This window comes from Neobacillus oceani, assembly GCF_046237595.1.
GTDB classification, from domain to species: Bacteria; Bacillota; Bacilli; order Bacillales; family Cytobacillaceae; genus Bacillus_D; species Bacillus_D oceani.
This window is the reverse complement of sequence record NZ_CP143543.1, coordinates 1,938,541-1,957,863: the sequence shown is the minus strand read 5'-3', so window position 1 is coordinate 1,957,863 and position 19,323 is coordinate 1,938,541. Positions and strand designations below refer to the sequence as shown.

The window sequence follows — 19,323 nt, the reverse complement described above, 5'->3', positions numbered from 1 at the left end:
GCGCCTGCCACCCATCCAACTAATTCTTTATCTTCCTTTGCAGCTCATAAAGGACGTTCATCGCCTGAAGCGGCGTCAAATTCAAAATATCCAAATCGCGGATTTTTTCGACTAACTTCTTTTCCTTAGCCCCAAGCTCAGCCTTTTTCGGCTGTACTGGTTCGTCAAAAAACGAAAGCTGTGCCTGCTGTGAACGTTGTAGCGCGGGTTCCGCTGCAGTTCCCGTCCCATCCGGCAGCACCGGAACAGGCTTATCAGCCGGTGCCTGCTCGAGCGAAGAAAGAATTTCATTCGCTCGTGAAATGAGTTCCTTCGGGAGGCCGGCGAGTTCGGCGACATGGATGCCATAGCTTTTATCAGCCGGGCCTTCCTTAATTTTATGAAGGAAAACGACCCTGCCATGGTGCTCAATCGCACTGACATGCACGTTATGCAGCCTTTCAAGCTCTTCTTCAAGTACAGTCAGTTCATGGTAATGCGTTGAAAAGAGCGTTTTTGCGCCAATCCGGTTATGGACGTGCTCAATGATCGCCTGTGCGAGCGCCATCCCGTCATACGTAGACGTTCCGCGGCCGATTTCATCGAACAAAATCAGGCTGTCCTGGGTAGCGTTCGCAATCGCGTTTTTCGCTTCAAGCATCTCGACCATGAACGTGCTCTGCCCGGAAACAAGGTCGTCCGCCGCGCCAATCCGTGTGAACACCTGGTCAAAAATCGGCAGGACCGCTTTTGTGGCCGGGACATAGCAGCCAATCTGGGCAAGGATCGCCGTCAGGGCTACCTGGCGCATGTACGTACTTTTACCAGACATATTCGGCCCGGTAATCAGGAGGATTTCCCGTTCGCCCGACATCCTGCAGTCGTTCGGCACGTATTCCTGTGAATCTAACACCTTCTCGACAACCGGATGCCTGCCCTCTTCAATCAGAATTTCCCTGCTGTCCGAAAACTCCGGCTTCACGTACTTCCTCGCCTCGCTCACTTCGGCAAAGCTTTGCAGCACATCGATTTCGCTAACCGTTTTTGCCAACGCCTGCAACCTCGGGATATGCTCCTTCACCTGGTCGCGGATTTCACAGAAAAGCTCGTACTCAAGCTCGCCGCATTTCTCCTCCGCCTCGAGGATAAGTGCTTCTTTTTCCTTAAGAGCGGGGGTAATGAAGCGCTCCGCATTCGTTAGCGTCTGTTTCCGCTCGTACTGGCCTTCCTCAAGGAGATGCAGGTTTGCCCTTGTCACCTCGATGTAATAGCCGAACACCCGGTTATAGCCTACCTTGAGCGATTTGATGCCTGTCTTTTCCCGTTCGTCACGCTCAAGCTGGGCGATCCACGTCTTCCCGTTCCGGCTCGCGTCACGGTACTGGTCAAGCTGCGCGTTGAAGCCATCCTTGATGATATTCCCTTCCTTGATGGACAGCGGCGGATTATCAACAATCGCCTGCTCAAGAAGGTCAACAACCTCCTCGCAGTGGTCGAGGCTCTCGGCAAGTTCACCGGCTTCCTGCCCTGGAATCCGGCTAAGGATTTCGTGCAAATGGGGAACTTGCTGGAGGGAACGCATCAGCTGCTTCAAGTCGCGAGCATTCACATTCCCGAACGCGACCCTTCCTGCAAGCCTTTCAAGGTCATACACTTCCTTCAGGCGCTCCTGCAATTCCTTCCGTTCAAAATAGGCGCTGATGAATTGTCCAGTCAGTGCAAGCCGCCGTTCAATCTCCGCACGGTCAATCCGTGGCCTGTCGACCCATTGCTTCAGCATCCGGCCACCCATCGCGGTCTTCGTCTCATCGAGAAGCCAGAGCAAAGAGCCCTTTTTCCCTTTCGTGCGAATCGTTTCCGTCAGTTCAAGATTGTGTTTCGAATAATAATCAATTTTCATGAACTGGTGGACCTGGTACGTCGTCACCGGCTGCAGGTGGCTGAGGCTCCTCTTCTGGGTCCGCTCTAAATAGTTGAAAAGCCTCGCCACAGTAACCAGGAACTTTTCCTGGCTCAAATCCTTCGTTAATTCTTGAAAAGAATCCGCTACATCCGTCTGATCCTCATACGAAATCGCAAGCACATTCCGCTCCCGCATTTTCCTTTGAAGCCCTTCATCGAGCTTTGCGGACAGAACAACCTCTTTCGCACCGAGAACGGAAATTTCATTCAGCACCTCTTCCTCTTTTGCAGGAAGAAGCGTTACCTTATTTTCGCCCGTCGATAAATCGGTATAGGCAAACCCGTACGTGCCATCCTGGAATTGCGTGACCGTCGCAAGGTAGTTGTTTTCTTTTTCATGCAGGCTCCGGCCTTCCATAACCGTCCCCGGCGTAATCAGCTGGATCACTTCCCTGCGGACGACTCCCTTCGCCTGCTTGGGATCCTCGGTTTGCTCGCAGATCGCCACTTTATGACCCTTTTCAATCAAACGCTCTATGTACCCTTGCGCGGAATGATACGGGACTCCGCACATCGGAATCCTCTCTTCCGTGCCGCCTTCCCTGCTCGTCAGCGTAATTTCAAGCTCCTGGGAAGCCTTCAGCGCATCCTCGAAAAACATTTCATAAAAATCACCAAGCCGGAAAAATAAAAAGGCATCCTGGTACTCTGCCTTGATTTTTAAATATTGCTGTATCATCGGCGTGTAAGCTGCCATCGTATCCTCCAAAATTCGCATTCTAGTATGGGGCTATCCCCATTCGTGTTCCTTCGACAGTTAATTATAACATATTTTGCTCTGCCAACCGGAAACGGAACGGTAATTTTAGACGTAAAGGTACGCAAAAAAAGGCCACAGTTGTACCTCGCGATTCCTCTTTAGAGCCCAGTTTTTTAAACCTTGGGAAATTTCCTAGATGAAATGGAAAATTGTTTAAAATTCCAACAAACCGGGAAACAAGTGGTTAAAGCGATTCTTCCTTCTTAGACGTTTCATCCCGAGCACTTAGGCTTATTTTTTAAAAAGCGGGATCAAACAGCTCACAGCGGATGTACATATCATGGCTGATTATTAGGAGGGTAGGCAGGTATGAAGTATTCTGATGTAAAAGTAATTTATTTGCTCGAAAATCGTTTTGTGCCCGGGAAACCGGCAAGACCGGTCCTTTACTATCCAGGCGCACTGAAAGACGCAACACGCGGTGACGAAAAACGGATCATGGACAAATGGAGGAACGGCATCTCCGGATACTATCGCAACCACAGCTCCAGCCATGAAGTCCTCGGCGTCATCCAAGGAAGCGCTGCCCTCGAAATTGGCAGTGAGCGCAAAGTCCAGCTGGAAGTAAAGCCCGGCGACTTAATCGTATTCCCGACAGGCACCGAAAAAAGGCCTGTGTCGGTAAGCCCCGACTTCAAGGCAACTGGTTTCAATTCGGACGAGCACGGCGAAGACGTCTTCTATTCCGAAATCCCGCTATACCACAACAAGGAAGCGCATTATTACCAACTTTCCTTTAACTTTTAAAAATGCGACTAAATAACAAAAGCAGCTCGCCAATTACCGGCAGCTGCTTTTTTGGTTAATCCGAAAAATACTCCTCGAACTTTTCCTTATCCGTTAGCTTCTTGTTTTCATAGTATGGATTGTCCTCCGTCGGGCTGTCCGGGTCCAAATTCGTCTTAATGACAAGCATCGGCCCCTTCGCCCCTTTGGCAATCACCCTGTCCTCGAGCTCCTTGAAATCTGGCATCCGCTCGCTCCCCGGCTTATGTGGTTCGGTCATCAGCGCACCTCCTTCTCCTATCTTTCCATGAAGTAGCGCGTTTATGTATTGAATTGTTGGTCTTTGAATATTTTGTGAAACAATGAGCATAAACAGGAAATTCTCCCCTGGCCGGTATACAATTAAAGAAAAAGGGACGGGAGCTGAGTCCTATGTCACTTTTAACGAAATGGCTGGAAAGCCTCTCCGGCGAAATCGAACTAACCCCTTCATGCCTCCGCGCCGTAAGCCCAAAAAGCAGCTGCGCAAAATGCATATCAAGCTGTCCCGAACAAGCCATTACCATTTCGGAAGCCGGCGCAACGATCGATCCCGCTTTATGCACAACCTGCGGAGCGTGCATCCCGGCATGCCCTGTCCAGGCCATCCATGGCCGCTCCCCCGAACGCCATGTTATCGAAAATGTCCTCATGCTTGAAGAAGGGCCGTTCCCCGTGGCCGAAGAGCTTCTTTATTTTTATAAAAAAGGGGCCAACACACTCTATTTCGGCATGGAAAACCCAGGTTACCCGGATGCACTTCAGATTGCGGACTCCCTGCTAGCAGGCATGGGCCTGCCTTCTTTCACCATCGTTCAGTCACACCCTGCTTCCCTTGATATTGGTAAGGATGTTTCAAGAGGGACTGTTTCCGGAAGGGATGTTTCAAAGAAGGTAGCTTCTAGGCACAATGTTGAAGGACGGGAGGTTTCAAGGCGGCAATTTTTCCATCATGCATTACGGGAGAGCACCAAAACCGCGGCCAAAACGCTTACTCCCGCCAAATGGCGCTTTAATCATTCCGATTTTCGAATGGCGGGAATGTTCCCGGGAATTTCTCTTTATGATGTTGAGTTGGATCAAAGCAGCTGCACCCTTTGCCAAGCGTGCTTCAAGCTATGCAAACAGCACGTTTTTACTATAAAAGATGATACTCTTGAAATTCACCACGGCAATTGCAACGGCTGCGACCTGTGCACCGATGTATGCGGCTTGGGCGCGGTCAATATCCGCCTGAAGGCACACCAGGCTTTACAGGAGGAACTCCCTCTCACCCAAGGAGTATGCGGTGAGTGCGGAACCGCCTATCAAAGCTGGACACACAATAAAACAGTGGATTCAACCTGCCCGGCCTGTGAAAACAGGAAAACGCTGGGCTACCTGAACCCTTACTGTTCATGATATTCTATATATCAATTAAAGCTAAAGACCGATTCAACATGATTCCCAGGAAAATCGGTCTTTAGAAACGAAACCAGCGCTCTACGAGCCGCAAAAAGAAGAAAACTAGGAAGAAGCCCTCCTAGTTGACAATTATTCTTCCTCCGAGCCGACAAGGAAATCGGGATTAATTTCTTCAAACTCCCCGTCATCCAGCCCAAGATCCCATTCATCATCGTCGCCGGCGCCATCTGGGTTGATTGCCACACTGACTTTCGTTTCACCAATTACCTCGACAGTGAATTCCCTCTCCACGTGGACGATGATTTTGTTTCCGCTCGGCGAAATGACTGCTTCACAGCAGTTTGGCTGCTGAGCGACTTTTGCAATGATGCCGTCGTCATCCTGGCAGTCTTTATCGCGGTATTTCAGCTTGATGACATCCGTATAGCGAACCCGTTCAGTGACAACCTCTGTCTTTGTATTGTCATTATACGAGTGCCAAAGGTTGATGTCATAGGAGCCATGGATTTCAACCGTTTTGCCGACTTTTTTCGCTTCGTATTTATGGTTGATAATCCAGCAGCCAAGTATGCTGGATGGATTATGTGCCGGACAGATCGTGTGCTGGGACTGCGTAAACTTGTGCCCCTTTGCGACGACTGCTTTTGTAATTATCTCTCTGTAATCTCCCATTCTAGCAAACCCTCCTCATTCAGTATCACTTCATCCTATGCGTGTGTACAGACTTGGGTGCACTTAATTTACATTGCATCGGATAAATGTATAGGCATGCTTCATTATATGCGCCCTGATTTGATAAGTTCCTATCGAATGGGTTGCTACGGGCTATTGGCGGAAAAATAACCTGGCTGTCTTTAAAATGGGGCTTTCTTGGAGTGAAAACGCAAATGGTTTTCCCCACTTTGTGGTGAGCCTGCAGATATTATAATGACAACGAATAGGGATTTTCGCTCCCCGTTGTCACGAATCAGAGGTTTGCGTGACAACCAAACCGGATTTTCGCTCCCGGTTGTCACGAATCAAGGGTTTGCCTGACAACCAAACCGGATTTTCGCTCCCGGTTGTCACGAATCAGAGGTTTGCCTGACAACCAAACCGGGTTTTTCGCTCCTGGTTGTCACGAATAAGGGGTTTGCATGACAACCAAACAGGATTTTGGCTCCCCGTTGTCACGAATCAGAGGTTTGCGTGACAACTAAACTGGATTTTGGCTCCTCGTTGTCACGAATCAGGGGTTTGCATGACAACCAAATCGGATTTTGGCTCCTGGTTGTCACGAATCAGGGGGTTGCCTGACAACCAAACCGGATTTTCGCTCCTCGTTGTCATGAATCAGAGGGTGGTGCGCTAACTACACAGGGTTTTGACGTTCGAATGTCACGTTTCCTTAAACAAAAAAACAGGCCCAAAAATTGAGCCTGCCTGGATGCATCAAACTATTAATGATCGTGGTCGCAGCCGGCGCCGCTTTTAACAGCCGCACCAGTTTCACCGCGGAGAACATCCCCGTCTGTTGATTCGATTACAAGATCCGTTACCTTATTTGAAATTGTTGACGCGATCATTTGAAGAAGATCATTAACTTCAACTTGGGATTGCTTGAAATCCTGTACGACAGGAATCTCGTCCAATTCTTGTTCGATTGAAGCAATTTTCTCTTCTACTTTTTTAAGCGCTTCAGGCTTTCCGTAATGCTGGAGATTGACTGCCTGCTTTTGAAGTCCCTTGATGTCCGCGATAAGGGTGCGAACCTTAGGATTTGCATGGATTTGGGCCTCCGCCTTTTTAAAGAAATCCACTTCTTCCGTTTCAGCAATCATGTTCGCAAGGTCTTTCGCGCGTGCAATGATATCCTCTTTCGAATACTTCGCCATTTAATTCACCTCTGCCAATGATACAGCCTCTTCAGCTGATTCTTCCACCATTTCGCCGTTCAATGACCATGTTTTTGCGTCGTTGATTTTCACTTTGACGATTTTACCGATTGCAGTTTTTGGCCCTTTGAAGTTGACGAGCTTGTTCTTGTCTGTGTAACCGGCGAGAATATCCGGATTGTTTTTGCTTTCCCCTTCAACAAGAACCTCGACAATTTGATTGACGTACGTTTTCATTGCTTTGGCCGAAAGCTCATTTACAAGGTTGTTCAAACGCTGAAGCCGGGCTTTCTTTACATCGAGCGGAACATTGTCCTGCATTTTTGCGGCAGGCGTTCCTTCACGAGGTGAGTAAATGAACGTGTATGCCAACTCATAGCCAACTTCCTCGTAAAGGGTCATTGTCTCTTCGAATTGCTCATCCGTTTCATTTGGATAGCCGACGATGATGTCAGTCGTCAAAGCGACGTTCGGGATTGCAGCTTTGATTTTTCGGACAAGCTCAAGGTATTCTTCCCGTGTATATTTACGGCCCATAATTTTCAGAACTTCCGTTGACCCAGACTGGACAGGAAGATGGATATGCGGCATCAGGTTCCCGCCCTTGGCAAGCACTTCAATGAGGCGGTCGTCAAAATCCCAAGGATGGCTTGTTGTAAAACGGACACGAGGGATGCCGATTTTACGAATATCATTCAAAAGATCACCAAGCCCATATTGAATATCTTCTATGTCTTTTCCATAAGAATTCACGTTCTGGCCAAGTAAAGTAACTTCCTGATAGCCATCAGCAGCCAGTTGGCGGACTTCTTGGATGATATCTTCAGGCCTGCGGCTCCGTTCTTTTCCACGAGTGAATGGAACAATACAATACGTACAGAATTTATCACAACCGTACATAATATTGACCCATGCCTTAATGTTTCCGCGGCGCACTTTAGGGAGGTTTTCGATAACGTCCCCTTCTTTGGACCATACTTCCACTACCATTTCCTTCGACATATACGCATCATTAAGGATATTTGGCAGCCTATGGATGTTATGGGTACCGAAAATCATATCGACATGCTGGTAGGTTTTCAAAATTTTGTTGACGACGGATTCTTCCTGGGACATGCAGCCGCAGACTCCAAGGAGCAAGTCAGGACGCTCCTTTTTCAGGCCCTTCAAGTGTCCGAGTTCACCGAAAACTTTGTTTTCCGCATTTTCACGGATGGCACAAGTGTTTAACAAGATGACATCCGCATCGTCGGTCTTATCGGTTGGTTCATAGCCAAGCGCCATGAAAATACCGGCCATAACCTCCGTATCATGCTCATTCATCTGGCAGCCGTAAGTCCGGATATAAAACTTCCTGCCTTCGCCCATCCCCCGGAATTCTTCGGAAATGGAAAAATCATCATGGTATTTAACTTCTTCCTTACCGCGCTTCCTCGCATCCTTAAGGGAAGGCGGCACAAACACGGTTTCGAAATACTTGCTGTAATCCTTCGCGGATTTTTTGTCCGTTGAATTATCAGCTTTTGCCTGGCTGGATTCTAAACGCTGATTTTCGTTCATTGTCCTGCTCCTTTCCTGCTGGTTTTCTATTAGAAATATACACTTTTTATATAAATCTGCACATTACTATAGTATAAAGGGTTAGGAGAGCGAAAACAATAGAAACTTCCCCTAATGCCAGCCGGTCCAGCCTTGCACCGATAAAACAAAAGTGCCTATGAACAAGCTTCCAGGTTACCATGATAGAACGCCCTGCTAATATGAAAATACCGCTCCATTGCCTCCCACGCTAAACGATCATACGTGAATTATCCCTACCCTGGTAAAATAGCCCCCCTGCCCCCCTGCAAAAAGAAAACACCCCGGCAGAAAAAGGCGGGGTGTTCGAAAATTCCAAAGGTTGAATTACATGAACTCACCGACAAGCTTGTCGAAATGAGCCTGATCAAGGTTCAGGTCTGCAGTAGCAAGCGGAGTTTCGGAATAGCCGCTTACCAACTCCTGATAGGATTTACGCTCTGTGTTCTGATAAATTAGGCCTGTTACCAGCCCGTTATGCTTCATCAGCGTCTGCATCGCGAGCTCGCGGTTATGAGGGTCAAAGCCTTCAATATCGCTAAGTTTAGTCAGGTTTTCCTTGAACCAGTCGTATGTGTTCACTTTGTTGTACGTAACACATGGGCTGAAAACGTTAATCAGGGAAAATCCTTTATGATTGATGCCCGCTTCAATCAATGCAGTAAGGTCTTTCAAGTCAGTTGAAAAGCTTTGGGCAACGAATGTCGCGCCAGCTGTCAAGGCCATTTCCATAGGTGAGATAGCCTGTTCGATCGAACCCATTGGAGTTGACTTTGTTTTGAAGCCGGCTGCGGACCTTGGGGAAGTTTGCCCCTTGGTCAATCCATAAATCTGGTTGTCCATGACAATATAGGTGATGTCGATATTACGGCGAATCGCATGGATTGTGTGTCCCATCCCGATAGCGAACCCATCGCCGTCCCCGCCGGATGCGAGAACTGTCAAATCGCGGTTTGCCATTTTAACGCCTTGGGCGATTGGAAGCGCACGGCCATGGATACCATGGAAACCGTAGGAATTTATATAACCTGAGATTCGGCCGGAGCAGCCGATCCCTGAAATGACGGCAAGTTGTTCCGGCTCAAGGCCAACGTTTGCTGCTGCGCGCTGGATAGCAGCCTGCACGGAAAAGTCCCCGCATCCTGGGCACCAGTTCGGTTTTACATTGTTGCGGAATTCCTTAAATGTTGCCATTTAGAACAACTCCTTGCTTTTTGTGTAAATTTCATTAGGAAGGAATGGGTTGCCATCATATTTTAAGAGATTGTACATTTTTTCGGCATGGCCCACATTCATCTTCATAATATTAGCCAGCTGTCCGGTTGCGTTGTTTTCAACAACCATGACCCGTTTAGCAGAGCGCATAAGCGGCAGCATTTCATCAGCCGGGAATGGGTGGATCAGACGGATATGCGCATGATTCACTTTATGGCCATCCGCTTCGAGGCGTCCAATCGCCTCTTCAATAGCGCCTCTTGTCGAGTTGAAACCGACGATCAGCAAATCTGCTTCTTTATGCGGTGCATACGTATGCACAGGCGTGTTGAATCGGATGTTCTTGATCTTTCTGAAGCGTTTGTCCATTTGCGCGATCCGGTTCGCGGCCGATTCGGACGGTTTGCCTGTCTCATCGTGTTCAACACCGGTCACGTGATGGATTCCGTTCTTCATTCCCGGAATAACCCTTGGCGATACGCCGTCTTCTGTAACTTCATAACGCTTGAAGTACCCTTTGTTATCGTTTTCAGGAATCTCGCTGGTTACGAGCTTACCTCGGCGAATTTCCACTTTGCTGAAATCAAGCGGCTCCACTGTCTGCTTTCCTAGTGAAAGCTGAAGGTCAGAAAGGACGATGACCGGGCACTGGTATTCTTCCGCAAGGTTCAACGCCTCAGCGGTATCGTAGAATGCTTCTTGTACTGTGCTTGGAGCCAGTACGATTTTAGGAATTTCTCCATGGGTTCCATAAATCATTTGCATCAGGTCGGATTGCTCTTGCTTTGTCGGAAGGCCAGTTGACGGGCCCCCACGCTGTGTATCGACAATGACGATCGGCGTTTCGGTTATGCCAGCAAGGCCGATTGCCTCCATTTTTAGCGAAAGCCCTGGTCCAGCGGATGCTGTAATCGCGCGCACTCCCGCATAGTTTGCACCGATTGCCATCGTAGCCGCTGCAATTTCATCTTCCGTCTGGATAACTGTTCCGCCTAGCGGAGGCAGTTTTTTGATCAAGTATTCCATGATTTCGGATGCTGGTGTAATTGGATATGCAGCCATAAAACGGCAACCGCCTGCAAGCGCTCCCAATGCAATCGCGTCGTTGCCAATCATGAACAGCCTCTTCTTTCCATCGGCTTTACCAAGCTCCATCGTGCGGACGCCAGCAAGCTGCTCATTCATGAAATCATATCCAGCTTTAATCGCTTCCATGTTCTTCGCGACAACCTGGTCACCTTTGCGGCCAAAGATTTCGCGAACAACCTCTTCAAATACTAAAATATCAAGATCCAAAACAGCTGTAGTAGCGCCAATGGCCACCATGTTTTTCATTAGCGACGTGCCAAGTTCAGTAGCAATATCGGTGAATGGAACCGGATACATTGCAGCCTGTGTATCTTCAGGCTTTTTAGGGCTGAACTTCGCGTCGGCAAGAATAACACCCTTGCCATGCAATTCCTTGTAGTTCAAGTCGATTGTTTCTTGGTCAAAAGCTACCAAAATATCAAGGTCATCTGAAATCGACCGGACTTGAGTTGTACTAACACGGATTTTGTTGTTTGTGTGGCCGCCCTTGATTCGTGAAGAAAAGTGGCGGTACCCGTACAAATAGTAACCAAGACGATTCAATGCAATTGAAAAAATTTCTCCCGTACTTTCAATACCTTCCCCTTGTTGCCCTCCAACTTTCCAAGAAAGTTGATTGATCATGCTTTACACCCCTTTGGATATGTAAAAAAATTATAGTAGTGACCTTCAACTAAAGTGTAGCACTTTTCCAAATAAACCACTATAAATACGCTTGAAACTTAAGGATAGCAAGTACTCTAGAAATCTATCTGGAGGGGTACTAAACGCTATCAATTCTAGACCTATGCTCACAAAAAAGCAACCCTTTGTAAAGTTTTTCATGTCGAATTTTTTTTATATTTCAAAAGTTTGTCGAATTTATTTCAAGACACATCTCGGACAAAGAAATTTCAGCTAATTGTTTTTAGAAAAGGCTTTACTTCGGGAGCCGTTTCTCCATGTTTTTAAAAAGGAAATTTTCAACCTGTATCTCGGAATAATGTTTTTGCAGTTCATTTACTAGATTGGAATACTCATAAGCCGAAGAAAGCCGATCGACCGTTTTTTCAATGCCGTCAAAATCGGATCCAAAGCCGACATGGTCCTCGGCGCCAAGAGAACACACATGATCGAGATGGCGAAGTATGTCGCTTATTCCGGCCTCTCCCGACTCATTCAGGAAATACGGAACAAAGGTTAGCCCCATTACACTGTCCCTGCGGATCAAGGCACGGATTTGGTCATCCTTCAAATTCCTTGGATGCCGGCAATGAGTATGGCTGTTTGAGTGGGATGCCATTGGGTAATCGGCGAGCTCGATTACATCCCAAAACCCTCTTTCGGATAAATGTGAAACATCGCACCATGTTTTCGTTTCATTCAGCAACTCGACAACTTCCTTCCCGAAAGGTGTCAGTCCTCTCCCCTGCGGCTCCTTAGCTCCATCAGCGACCGCGTTCGCCCAGTTCCATGTAAGGCCGACCGACGATATCCCATAGCCGAGGAGCGTTTTCAATTTTTCAATGTCACTCCCAATACAGTCACAGCCCTCAAGCGTCAGCATCGCTCCCATTTCATTATCCTTTAACCGGGCAATATCCTCCCGCGTCTTTACATGGACAATGCCTTCGTTCTCTCCGACGATCTTTTGATGAAAAATGGTTGCCATCTCTTCCGCGGCATCGAACAATCGATCCTCCTCAAGCTCGGAAGGAACGTAAATCGCAAAGCATTGAAGCTTCACACCCGATTTCTGCATTCCATCAAAATTGGCCTGGAGGCGCGGTGAATCCTTAAAATCGATTGTTTTGTCCTCAAAAAGCTTTAACAGAACGTCGCAGTGCGCGTCAAAAATGTTCATACTTGCCATCTCCTCATTTCAGGTTCAATCCCACTTTCTATTATGGCATGAAAAAACCTGCCTGGTAAAACCAAACAGGTTTTTGCGGTAATTTTGGTTTTACCCCAATGAAGTGAAGCGGCATCCGGCACGGAAAGCCACCTTTTCTTTTTTGGCCTACCGCGGTTCCACAATCAATTTGATGGCTGTTCGTTCTTCCCCATCAATGAGGATATCCGTAAATGCAGGGATGCAAATCAAATCCACTCCGCTAGGTGCCACGAACCCTCTTGCAATCGCTACTGCTTTTACAGCCTGGTTCAATGCACCTGCACCAATCGCCTGGATTTCCGCTCCGCCTCTTTCTCGCAGGACCCCGGCAAGCGCACCAGCTACAGAATTAGGATTAGATTTTGCTGAAACTTTTAATATTTCCATTCCTAGCTCCTCCTCATATAATCCCGATCCCGCATGAGCAGCTCATGGACAAATCAGGTATATATCATTCCATTCATACTATATTCATAGCCAATGGGACATATTCCGTGCTGGAGGATATTTCGCTCACCCTTCTCGTCCGTTGCCGATCCTGAAGCTCATGGCTAGGTGTGTTAGGAGTAAAAAGGATGGTCACCGTTGATAAGGACCCTCTCAATTTTCTTTGCCTTTCCTGTTTTCCGGTCGAGTTCGATGGAAACCGCCGATAATTGGAACCGACCTTCTGTGGGCACCTCGAACCTGACAGGCATGGATGTGAGGAACCGCTTCAACACTGCGTCCCTCTCAACGCCCAAAATACCGTCATACGGCCCAGTCATCCCTACATCCGTTATAAACCCCGTCCCTCCCGGCAAAATGCGGTTATCGGCCGTTTGAACATGTGTATGCGTACCGACAACTGCCGATACACGACCGTCAAGATACCAGCCCATCGCCTGTTTTTCGCTTGTTGCTTCCGCATGGAAATCAACGAATATGAACGGCGTCCTTTTCCCTGCTTCGGCCACCAATTCATCCGCTTTCCTGAAAGGGCAGTCGATTGCCGGCAAGAACGTTCGGCCCTGCAAATTAATGATAGCAACCTCCAGCTCATTAATTTTCACATAGGCAATTCCTTTTCCCGGAGTTCCTTCTGGAAAATTTGCGGGCCTGACCATATTTTTAGCCCGGTCTATAAAGTCGAGGATTTCCCGGTTGTCCCAGGCATGGTTCCCAAGTGTAACCGCCTGAGCGCCAGACTCAAGGAATCCTTTGTATATCTTTTCCGTAATCCCCTTGCCTCCCGCGGCGTTTTCCCCGTTTATTACCGTCAGATGAGGCCTGTATTTTTCTTTAAGCTTCGGCAGGTATTCCTTTACCATATCCCGGCCCGGGGAACCTACCACATCACCAATAAATAATATATTCATGTTAGTCTCCAATGCTAATTTTTGTCTTTTCCTTCATTTTATCACATTACTGTACCTCTTATCCCACGTGAACGTTGGCAACAACAGTCTATTCTTTTGGCCTTCAGGTTTTCGGGACTCATGCTGCTCCTAAAACCGATTCTGTGTCCCGATTCCAGAATATTCGGGACTCATACCGCCCCTAAAACCGATTCTGTGTCCCGATTCCGAGGTTTTCGAGACTCATACCGCTCCTAAAACGAAATCTGTGTCCCGATTCCCAGTTAAAAAAACATGTCGCCATTAAAAATGAAAGACAGCGGCATGACTGCCGCTGTCCATTTTTTACTTAGCATATTCCACTGCCCGGGTTTCACGGATGACCGTTACTTTAATATGTCCCGGATAATCAAGCTCTTCTTCGATCCGTTTGCGGATATCCCTTGCCAGCCTGTGGGCTGCCAAGTCATCGATTGCCTCTGGCTTAACCATGATCCTTACTTCGCGCCCTGCCTGAATGGCGAATGATTTTTCGACTCCATCATAGGATTCGGAAATCTCCTCCAGTTTTTCCAGGCGGCGGATGTAATTTTCTAGAGTTTCACTCCGTGCGCCAGGGCGTGCGGCTGACAATGCATCAGCTGCTGCTACCAGAACGGCGATAACGGAAGTAGGCTCCTTATCTCCATGGTGGGAAGCAATGCTGTTGATAACAACCGGGTGTTCCTTGTACTTCGTAGCAAGTTCCACGCCGATTTCAACATGGCTTCCTTCCACTTCATGGTCGATTGCCTTTCCGATATCATGCAACAGTCCCGCGCGGCGAGCCAGTGTCTCGTCTTCCCCAAGTTCAGCGGCCAACAGCCCAGAAAGGTGGGCCACTTCCATTGAGTGCTTGAGCACGTTCTGTCCGTAGCTCGTACGGAACTTCAGTCGTCCGAGAATCTTGATCAAGTCAGGATGCAATCCATGGACTCCGACCTCGAACGTCGTCTGTTCGCCGATTTCACGGATGTGCTCATCGACTTCACGGCGTGCCTTATCAACCATTTCTTCAATACGCGCCGGGTGAATCCGTCCATCCTGCACGAGCTTATCAAGCGCTAGGCGGGCAGTTTCGCGGCGGATTGGGTCAAACCCGGATAAGATAACCGCTTCTGGGGTATCATCGATAATCAAATCGATACCTGTCAATGTTTCAAGGGTGCGGATATTCCGTCCCTCACGGCCAATGATACGGCCTTTCATCTCATCATTCGGAAGGTTGACAACTGATACAGTGGTTTCTGCCACATGGTCGGCCGCGCAACGCTGGATTGCGAGGGAAAGGATATCCTTCGCCCGCTTGTCAGCTTCCTCTTTCGCGCGGTTCTCTGTTTCTTTGATCATCATGGCCATGTCATGGGCAAGTTCTTTCTCTGTCTGGTCCAGAATAATCGCTTTAGCTTCTTCCCTGGTCATGCCTGAAATCCTCTCAAGCTCAACCTGTTGGGCCCGTACCATCTCGTCCACTTTGCTTTCCATCTGTTCAATATGCTGTTGTCTTTGGTTAAGAGAATCATCCTTCTTCTCTAAAAGAATTTCACGCTTGTTGAGCGTTTCATCCTTCCGGTCCAAATTTTCTTCTCTTTGCAGTAAACGGTTTTCTTGTTTTTGCAGTTCGTTTCTTCGTTCGCGAACCTCACGTTCAGCTTCTGTCCGAAGCTTGTGAATTTCATCCTTCGCTTCAAGCAATGCTTCCTTCTTGGAGGCTTCCGCATCGCGCTTCGCATCTTCAAGAATCAAGGCTGCTTCGCTTTTTGCTCCAGCTACTTGTTTTTCCGCAAAGGATTTACGAATAAAATAGCCAACAACCGCACCGACGAATAGGCCAAGCAAAATGGAGATGATGATAGTAAATGGATCCATCGTTACACCTCCTCTTGCTATGAACTTTTGTTACATTTTCAAGTGTCGGCATGTACATTGTCAATCAACATACAGCAAGCACCAAGGCTTTTTAACATGTAAAATTACCAAAAATGTAAAATATACAATGTTAATTGTATAGCTGTCAATATTTATTGTCAAGGGTTTGTCCTTTAACCCATTTCAATAATCTGGAATATACAGGACAAGAACAAAATGCGCAAGCGCCTTCGTGACAGGCAAAGACCGCCTCGCAACAGGCAAAAATCGCCTGTCCCTGCGATGTTTATTCTCGGGCGCTTTCCTTTGTGTCCCTGCAAACCAAAAAAGCAAAGCCGCTATGGCTTTGCTTTTGAGCATTAATCAATCAGTTCAAACTGTTCGGGATCCTCATCCGCTTCCGTGACGGTCTTTTCGCCGTCCAGGCCATAATGATCGCGGATTTTCTGCTGAATCTCGCGCAGGACAGAAGGGTTTTCCTTTAAGAAAATTTTCGCATTTTCCCGGCCTTGTCCAACCCTCTCCTCATTATAGGAATACCAGGAGCCGCTCTTTTGGACAATGTCCAGTTCGGAGCCAATGTCAATGACTTCGCCTTCCTTGGAGATTCCTTCACCGTACATAATATCGACTTCCGCTGTCCTGAACGGAGGCGCGACTTTATTTTTGACAACCTTGATTTTTGTTTTGTTCCCAACCATATCGGTGCCCTGCTTCAATGTTTCGGCACGGCGTACTTCGAGGCGGATCGTAGAATAGAACTTCAAAGCGCGGCCGCCCGGAGTTGTTTCAGGGTTTCCGAACATGACGCCGACTTTTTCACGGATCTGGTTGATGAAAATGGCGATCGTCTTCGATTTGTTGATTGCCCCGGATAGTTTGCGGAGTGCCTGGGACATAAGGCGGGCCTGCAAACCGACGTGTGAGTCTCCCATTTCCCCTTCAATCTCAGCTTTTGGAACCAATGCCGCAACGGAGTCGATGACAACGATGTCCACCGCGCCGCTTCGGACGAGCGCCTCAGCAATTTCAAGAGCCTGTTCTCCGGTATCCGGCTGGGAAAGAAGAAGCTCATCAATGTTGACTCCAAGCTTTTGCGCATATGCCGGGTCAAGAGCATGCTCGGCATCAATGAAAGCAGCCTGGCCGCCAGCAGCCTGGACTTCAGCGATTGCATGGAGCGCCACTGTCGTTTTACCCGAGCTTTCCGGTCCATAAATTTCGATGATACGTCCCCTCGGATATCCTCCTACCCCAAGGGCTGCATCAAGTGCGAGCGAGCCGCTAGGGATTGTGGAAATCCTTGTCTCCGTCTTTTCACCGAGCTTCATAATTGAACCTTTGCCGAATTGTTTTTCTATTTGCTTTAGGGCCATTTCTAAGGCAGCCTGACGATCACTCACTGTGTTTCCTCCTTCAAAATCATATATATAAAAGCATAAGCGATTGACTCTAATCTAGCAAATTGCTTCTATAAATAATATACAATTTTCCATTGCGTTTGTCCAGTAAAAATACGAACATTTATTCGTTTTTTTTTCAGAAGGCAACCGGCTCCAAAATAGCTGAATCTCTTATGAAAACAAGGCTTTTAACCGATTTGTCCACCAAGATTGAGCTGTTTTGCCCCATTGTCTGAAAATTTATCTTCCTGTACAAATGGAAAAAGAAGCCCCATTAGGCTTCTCACCCTTCGTTCAGATGCTTCAGCAAAAAATGGCAGCCGTACTTAACGGTCCTGATCCGGTTGGCACGCCTTCCTCCACCTAGATTCAGCTTCTCCACACGGGCTGGCTTCCCGTTCAAGCTGATGCCGATATAAACGGTTCCGACCGGTTTTCCTTCAAGTTCATCCGGTCCGGCGACACCTGTGAAACTGATCCCAATATCGGCATTCATCAGGCTGGCGACGTTTTCGGCAAGCTCCGCCGCGCATTTTGCGCTGACAACCCCTTCCTTTTCGATCGTTTCATTTTTGACATGAAGGATTCCTGCCTTCACTTCATTCGTGTAGCAAACGACGCCGCCCTTAAGGCTTGAACCCGCACCAGGTATGCTTGTAAATTCCTCCTGGAACATCCCGCCGGTCAGGCTTTCGGCGCAGGAAATCGTCAGTCCCGTATCCTTCAATTTTTTGGCTAGCTCATTCATCAGGGAAGTATCGTCATACCCATAAAAATAATTGCCAACCCTGTCGAGGATTTTCTTTTCCGTGTCATCGAGCAATTCAATGGCACTTCCCAAAATCGAATGCTTGGCAGTCAGGCGGAGAGTGACCTCCCCTTCCGAAGCGAGCGGGGCGATGGTGGGGTTTGATTGGCTGTCAATCAAATCTTCAATTTCATTCTCAAGCATCGCTTCCCCAATTCCGAAGAAACGGAGTACCCTGGAGACAATTTGCTCCTGGGAGGACTGCCTGCTGGTCAGTGCCTTAATGCCGTACGTGAGGAACATCGGCTCCATTTCGCTCGGCGGCCCGGGAAGCAGCATATAAAGCTTTTCCCCTTTCTTTAGGAGCATGCCCGGCGCCATCCCGTGATCATTCGGCAACACCTGAGAACCTGTTAAAACAAGCGCCTGTTTCCGGTTGTTCTCAGACATCACCCGGTTGGTCCGCTTGAAAAAAAGCTCGATCGATTCCATTGCCACCTCATCCATTTCAAGTCCAACTCCCAAATGGGAGGCAATCGTCTCTTTCGTCAAATCGTCTTTCGTTGGGCCAAGGCCGCCAGTAATGATCACCAGGTCGGAGCGGCTTTCGGCAATTTCGAGCACCTGCTGCAGACGGCCTGGATTATCCCCTACAACTGTATGGAAGTACACATTGATTCCAATCAGCGCGAGCTGCCCGGAAAGGAAGCGCGCGTTTGTATTCGTAATTTGGCCGAGCAAAAGCTCGGAACCGACTGCAATAATTTCAGCATTCACCCATCGATCACACCTTCAACTATAAAAGCTTTATTTGGAGTTTTTAAAGACATGCATATTTTTCGCAAAATAATCCCACCCGGACCAAAGGGTGAAGAACAATGCTACCCAAAGGGCGATATCATCAAACGGAATGGATATCATTTCAAAAATAATGTTGTGGAGTAGCAAGGCCGAAATTGCCACGATCTGCGCCCATGTCTTAATTTTGCCAAGCATATTGGCCGCAACGACTTCCCCGCCCTCTACGAGGAGGAGACGCAATCCGGTTACGGCGAATTCCCTGCTGATAATCAGGATGACAATCCACGATGGCGCGAATTGAAGTTCAACCAGCACGATCAACGCCGCGGATACAAGCAGCTTGTCGGCAAGCGGGTCAAGGAATTTCCCCATATTTGTGACAAGCTTGTATTTCCTGGCATAGAAGCCGTCAACCCAGTCCGTCGCTGCTGCAACGATGAACAGCAACGCACCAACCAGGTGGGTGACTGGCATTGTCGCTCCGAGCAGGCTGACCGTCCCCCAATTAAACGGGAACAGGACAATAATCATAAATAAAGGGATTAGTAAAATTCTCGAGATGGTTATCTTATTAGGTACATTCATTTGCTTTCCTCCAAGGTTATTGTTTAAGGCGAGAAAAAATAG

General features: G+C 48.0%; 16 protein-coding genes. 2 read left to right on the top strand and 14 right to left on the bottom strand.

Annotated elements, in window-relative coordinates:
• Positions 1-19: 19 nt before the first annotated feature.
• Positions 20-2,638: a DNA mismatch repair protein MutS gene (mutS, locus tag V1499_RS09690; RefSeq protein WP_409275780.1), complete on the bottom strand. Its 2,619-nt coding sequence runs from the start codon at positions 2,636-2,638 to the stop codon at positions 20-22.
• Between the two features lie 372 nt (positions 2,639-3,010).
• On the opposite strand from mutS, the gene V1499_RS09685 reads away from it, so the two are divergent.
• A complete protein-coding gene (locus V1499_RS09685; RefSeq protein WP_409275778.1) occupies positions 3,011-3,448 on the top strand; it encodes a hypothetical protein in 438 nt (145 codons plus the stop codon).
• Between the two features lie 55 nt (positions 3,449-3,503).
• Here V1499_RS09685 and V1499_RS09680 read toward each other — a convergent pair whose 3' ends face one another.
• The gene (locus V1499_RS09680; RefSeq protein WP_409275776.1) at positions 3,504-3,707 is read right to left on the bottom strand and encodes a hypothetical protein; all 204 of its coding nucleotides are present in this window, start codon (positions 3,705-3,707) and stop codon (positions 3,504-3,506) included.
• Between the two features lie 152 nt (positions 3,708-3,859).
• Between V1499_RS09680 and V1499_RS09675 the strand changes: the two genes are divergently transcribed.
• Entirely contained in the window at positions 3,860-4,867 is a 1,008-nt protein-coding gene (locus V1499_RS09675) for a 4Fe-4S binding protein (protein ID WP_409275774.1), read from the top strand.
• A 132-nt stretch (positions 4,868-4,999) separates the two neighbouring features.
• On the opposite strand, the gene V1499_RS09670 is transcribed toward V1499_RS09675, so the two are convergent.
• From V1499_RS09670 to pgsA, 12 genes are all read right to left on the bottom strand, one after another.
• Positions 5,000-5,542 carry an outer spore coat protein CotE gene (locus V1499_RS09670; RefSeq protein WP_409275772.1) on the bottom strand — a complete coding sequence of 181 codons (543 nt, stop codon included), beginning with the start codon at positions 5,540-5,542 and terminating at the stop codon, positions 5,000-5,002.
• A 767-nt stretch (positions 5,543-6,309) separates the two neighbouring features.
• The gene (locus V1499_RS09665) at positions 6,310-6,744 is read right to left on the bottom strand and encodes a RicAFT regulatory complex protein RicA family protein (protein WP_409275770.1); all 435 of its coding nucleotides are present in this window, start codon (positions 6,742-6,744) and stop codon (positions 6,310-6,312) included.
• Positions 6,745-8,304, bottom strand: coding sequence for a tRNA (N6-isopentenyl adenosine(37)-C2)-methylthiotransferase MiaB (gene miaB, locus V1499_RS09660; protein WP_409275769.1), 1,560 nt, complete (start codon positions 8,302-8,304; stop codon positions 6,745-6,747).
• Between the two features lie 345 nt (positions 8,305-8,649).
• Positions 8,650-9,516, bottom strand: a complete 867-nt coding sequence (locus tag V1499_RS09655) for a 2-oxoacid:ferredoxin oxidoreductase subunit beta (RefSeq protein WP_409275767.1) — start codon at positions 9,514-9,516, stop codon at positions 8,650-8,652.
• Positions 9,517-11,250, bottom strand: a complete 1,734-nt coding sequence (locus V1499_RS09650) for a 2-oxoacid:acceptor oxidoreductase subunit alpha (protein WP_409275765.1) — start codon at positions 11,248-11,250, stop codon at positions 9,517-9,519. It lies immediately after the preceding gene.
• A gap of 295 nt (positions 11,251-11,545) precedes the next feature.
• Entirely contained in the window at positions 11,546-12,469 is a 924-nt protein-coding gene (locus V1499_RS09645; protein ID WP_409275763.1) for a dipeptidase, read from the bottom strand.
• Between the two features lie 156 nt (positions 12,470-12,625).
• Entirely contained in the window at positions 12,626-12,886 is a 261-nt protein-coding gene (gene spoVS, locus V1499_RS09640) for a stage V sporulation protein SpoVS (protein WP_010193268.1), read from the bottom strand.
• Between the two features lie 173 nt (positions 12,887-13,059).
• Positions 13,060-13,857, bottom strand: a complete 798-nt coding sequence (locus V1499_RS09635; RefSeq protein ID WP_409275759.1) for a TIGR00282 family metallophosphoesterase — start codon at positions 13,855-13,857, stop codon at positions 13,060-13,062.
• Between the two features lie 324 nt (positions 13,858-14,181).
• Positions 14,182-15,744, bottom strand: coding sequence for a ribonuclease Y (rny, locus tag V1499_RS09630; RefSeq protein ID WP_409275758.1), 1,563 nt, complete (start codon positions 15,742-15,744; stop codon positions 14,182-14,184).
• Positions 15,745-16,103: 359 nt separating this feature from the next.
• Positions 16,104-17,147 carry a recombinase RecA gene (recA, locus tag V1499_RS09625; protein WP_409275756.1) on the bottom strand — a complete coding sequence of 348 codons (1,044 nt, stop codon included), beginning with the start codon at positions 17,145-17,147 and terminating at the stop codon, positions 16,104-16,106.
• A 283-nt stretch (positions 17,148-17,430) separates the two neighbouring features.
• Entirely contained in the window at positions 17,431-18,672 is a 1,242-nt protein-coding gene (locus tag V1499_RS09620) for a competence/damage-inducible protein A (RefSeq protein WP_409275755.1), read from the bottom strand.
• Positions 18,673-18,702: 30 nt separating this feature from the next.
• Positions 18,703-19,281, bottom strand: a complete 579-nt coding sequence (gene pgsA, locus V1499_RS09615; RefSeq protein WP_409275754.1) for a CDP-diacylglycerol--glycerol-3-phosphate 3-phosphatidyltransferase — start codon at positions 19,279-19,281, stop codon at positions 18,703-18,705.
• Between the last annotated feature and the right edge of the window lie 42 nt (positions 19,282-19,323).

What these genes read in the sequence shown, in the direction of transcription:
- mutS (WP_409275780.1), bottom strand. Translation starts at nt 2,638, where the DNA reads ATGGCAGCTTACACGCCGATGATACAGCAATATTTAAAAATCAAGGCA.
- V1499_RS09685 (WP_409275778.1), top strand. Translation starts at nt 3,011, where the DNA reads ATGAAGTATTCTGATGTAAAAGTAATTTATTTGCTCGAAAATCGTTTT.
- V1499_RS09680 (WP_409275776.1), bottom strand. Translation starts at nt 3,707, where the DNA reads ATGACCGAACCACATAAGCCGGGGAGCGAGCGGATGCCAGATTTCAAG.
- V1499_RS09675 (WP_409275774.1), top strand. Translation starts at nt 3,860, where the DNA reads ATGTCACTTTTAACGAAATGGCTGGAAAGCCTCTCCGGCGAAATCGAA.
- V1499_RS09670 (WP_409275772.1), bottom strand. Translation starts at nt 5,542, where the DNA reads ATGGGAGATTACAGAGAGATAATTACAAAAGCAGTCGTCGCAAAGGGG.
- V1499_RS09665 (WP_409275770.1), bottom strand. Translation starts at nt 6,744, where the DNA reads ATGGCGAAGTATTCGAAAGAGGATATCATTGCACGCGCGAAAGACCTT.
- miaB (WP_409275769.1), bottom strand. Translation starts at nt 8,304, where the DNA reads ATGAACGAAAATCAGCGTTTAGAATCCAGCCAGGCAAAAGCTGATAAT.
- V1499_RS09655 (WP_409275767.1), bottom strand. Translation starts at nt 9,516, where the DNA reads ATGGCAACATTTAAGGAATTCCGCAACAATGTAAAACCGAACTGGTGC.
- V1499_RS09650 (WP_409275765.1), bottom strand. Translation starts at nt 11,250, where the DNA reads ATGATCAATCAACTTTCTTGGAAAGTTGGAGGGCAACAAGGGGAAGGT.
- V1499_RS09645 (WP_409275763.1), bottom strand. Translation starts at nt 12,469, where the DNA reads ATGAACATTTTTGACGCGCACTGCGACGTTCTGTTAAAGCTTTTTGAG.
- spoVS (WP_010193268.1), bottom strand. Translation starts at nt 12,886, where the DNA reads ATGGAAATATTAAAAGTTTCAGCAAAATCTAATCCTAATTCTGTAGCT.
- V1499_RS09635 (WP_409275759.1), bottom strand. Translation starts at nt 13,857, where the DNA reads ATGAATATATTATTTATTGGTGATGTGGTAGGTTCCCCGGGCCGGGAT.
- rny (WP_409275758.1), bottom strand. Translation starts at nt 15,744, where the DNA reads ATGGATCCATTTACTATCATCATCTCCATTTTGCTTGGCCTATTCGTC.
- pgsA (WP_409275754.1), bottom strand. Translation starts at nt 19,281, where the DNA reads ATGAATGTACCTAATAAGATAACCATCTCGAGAATTTTACTAATCCCT.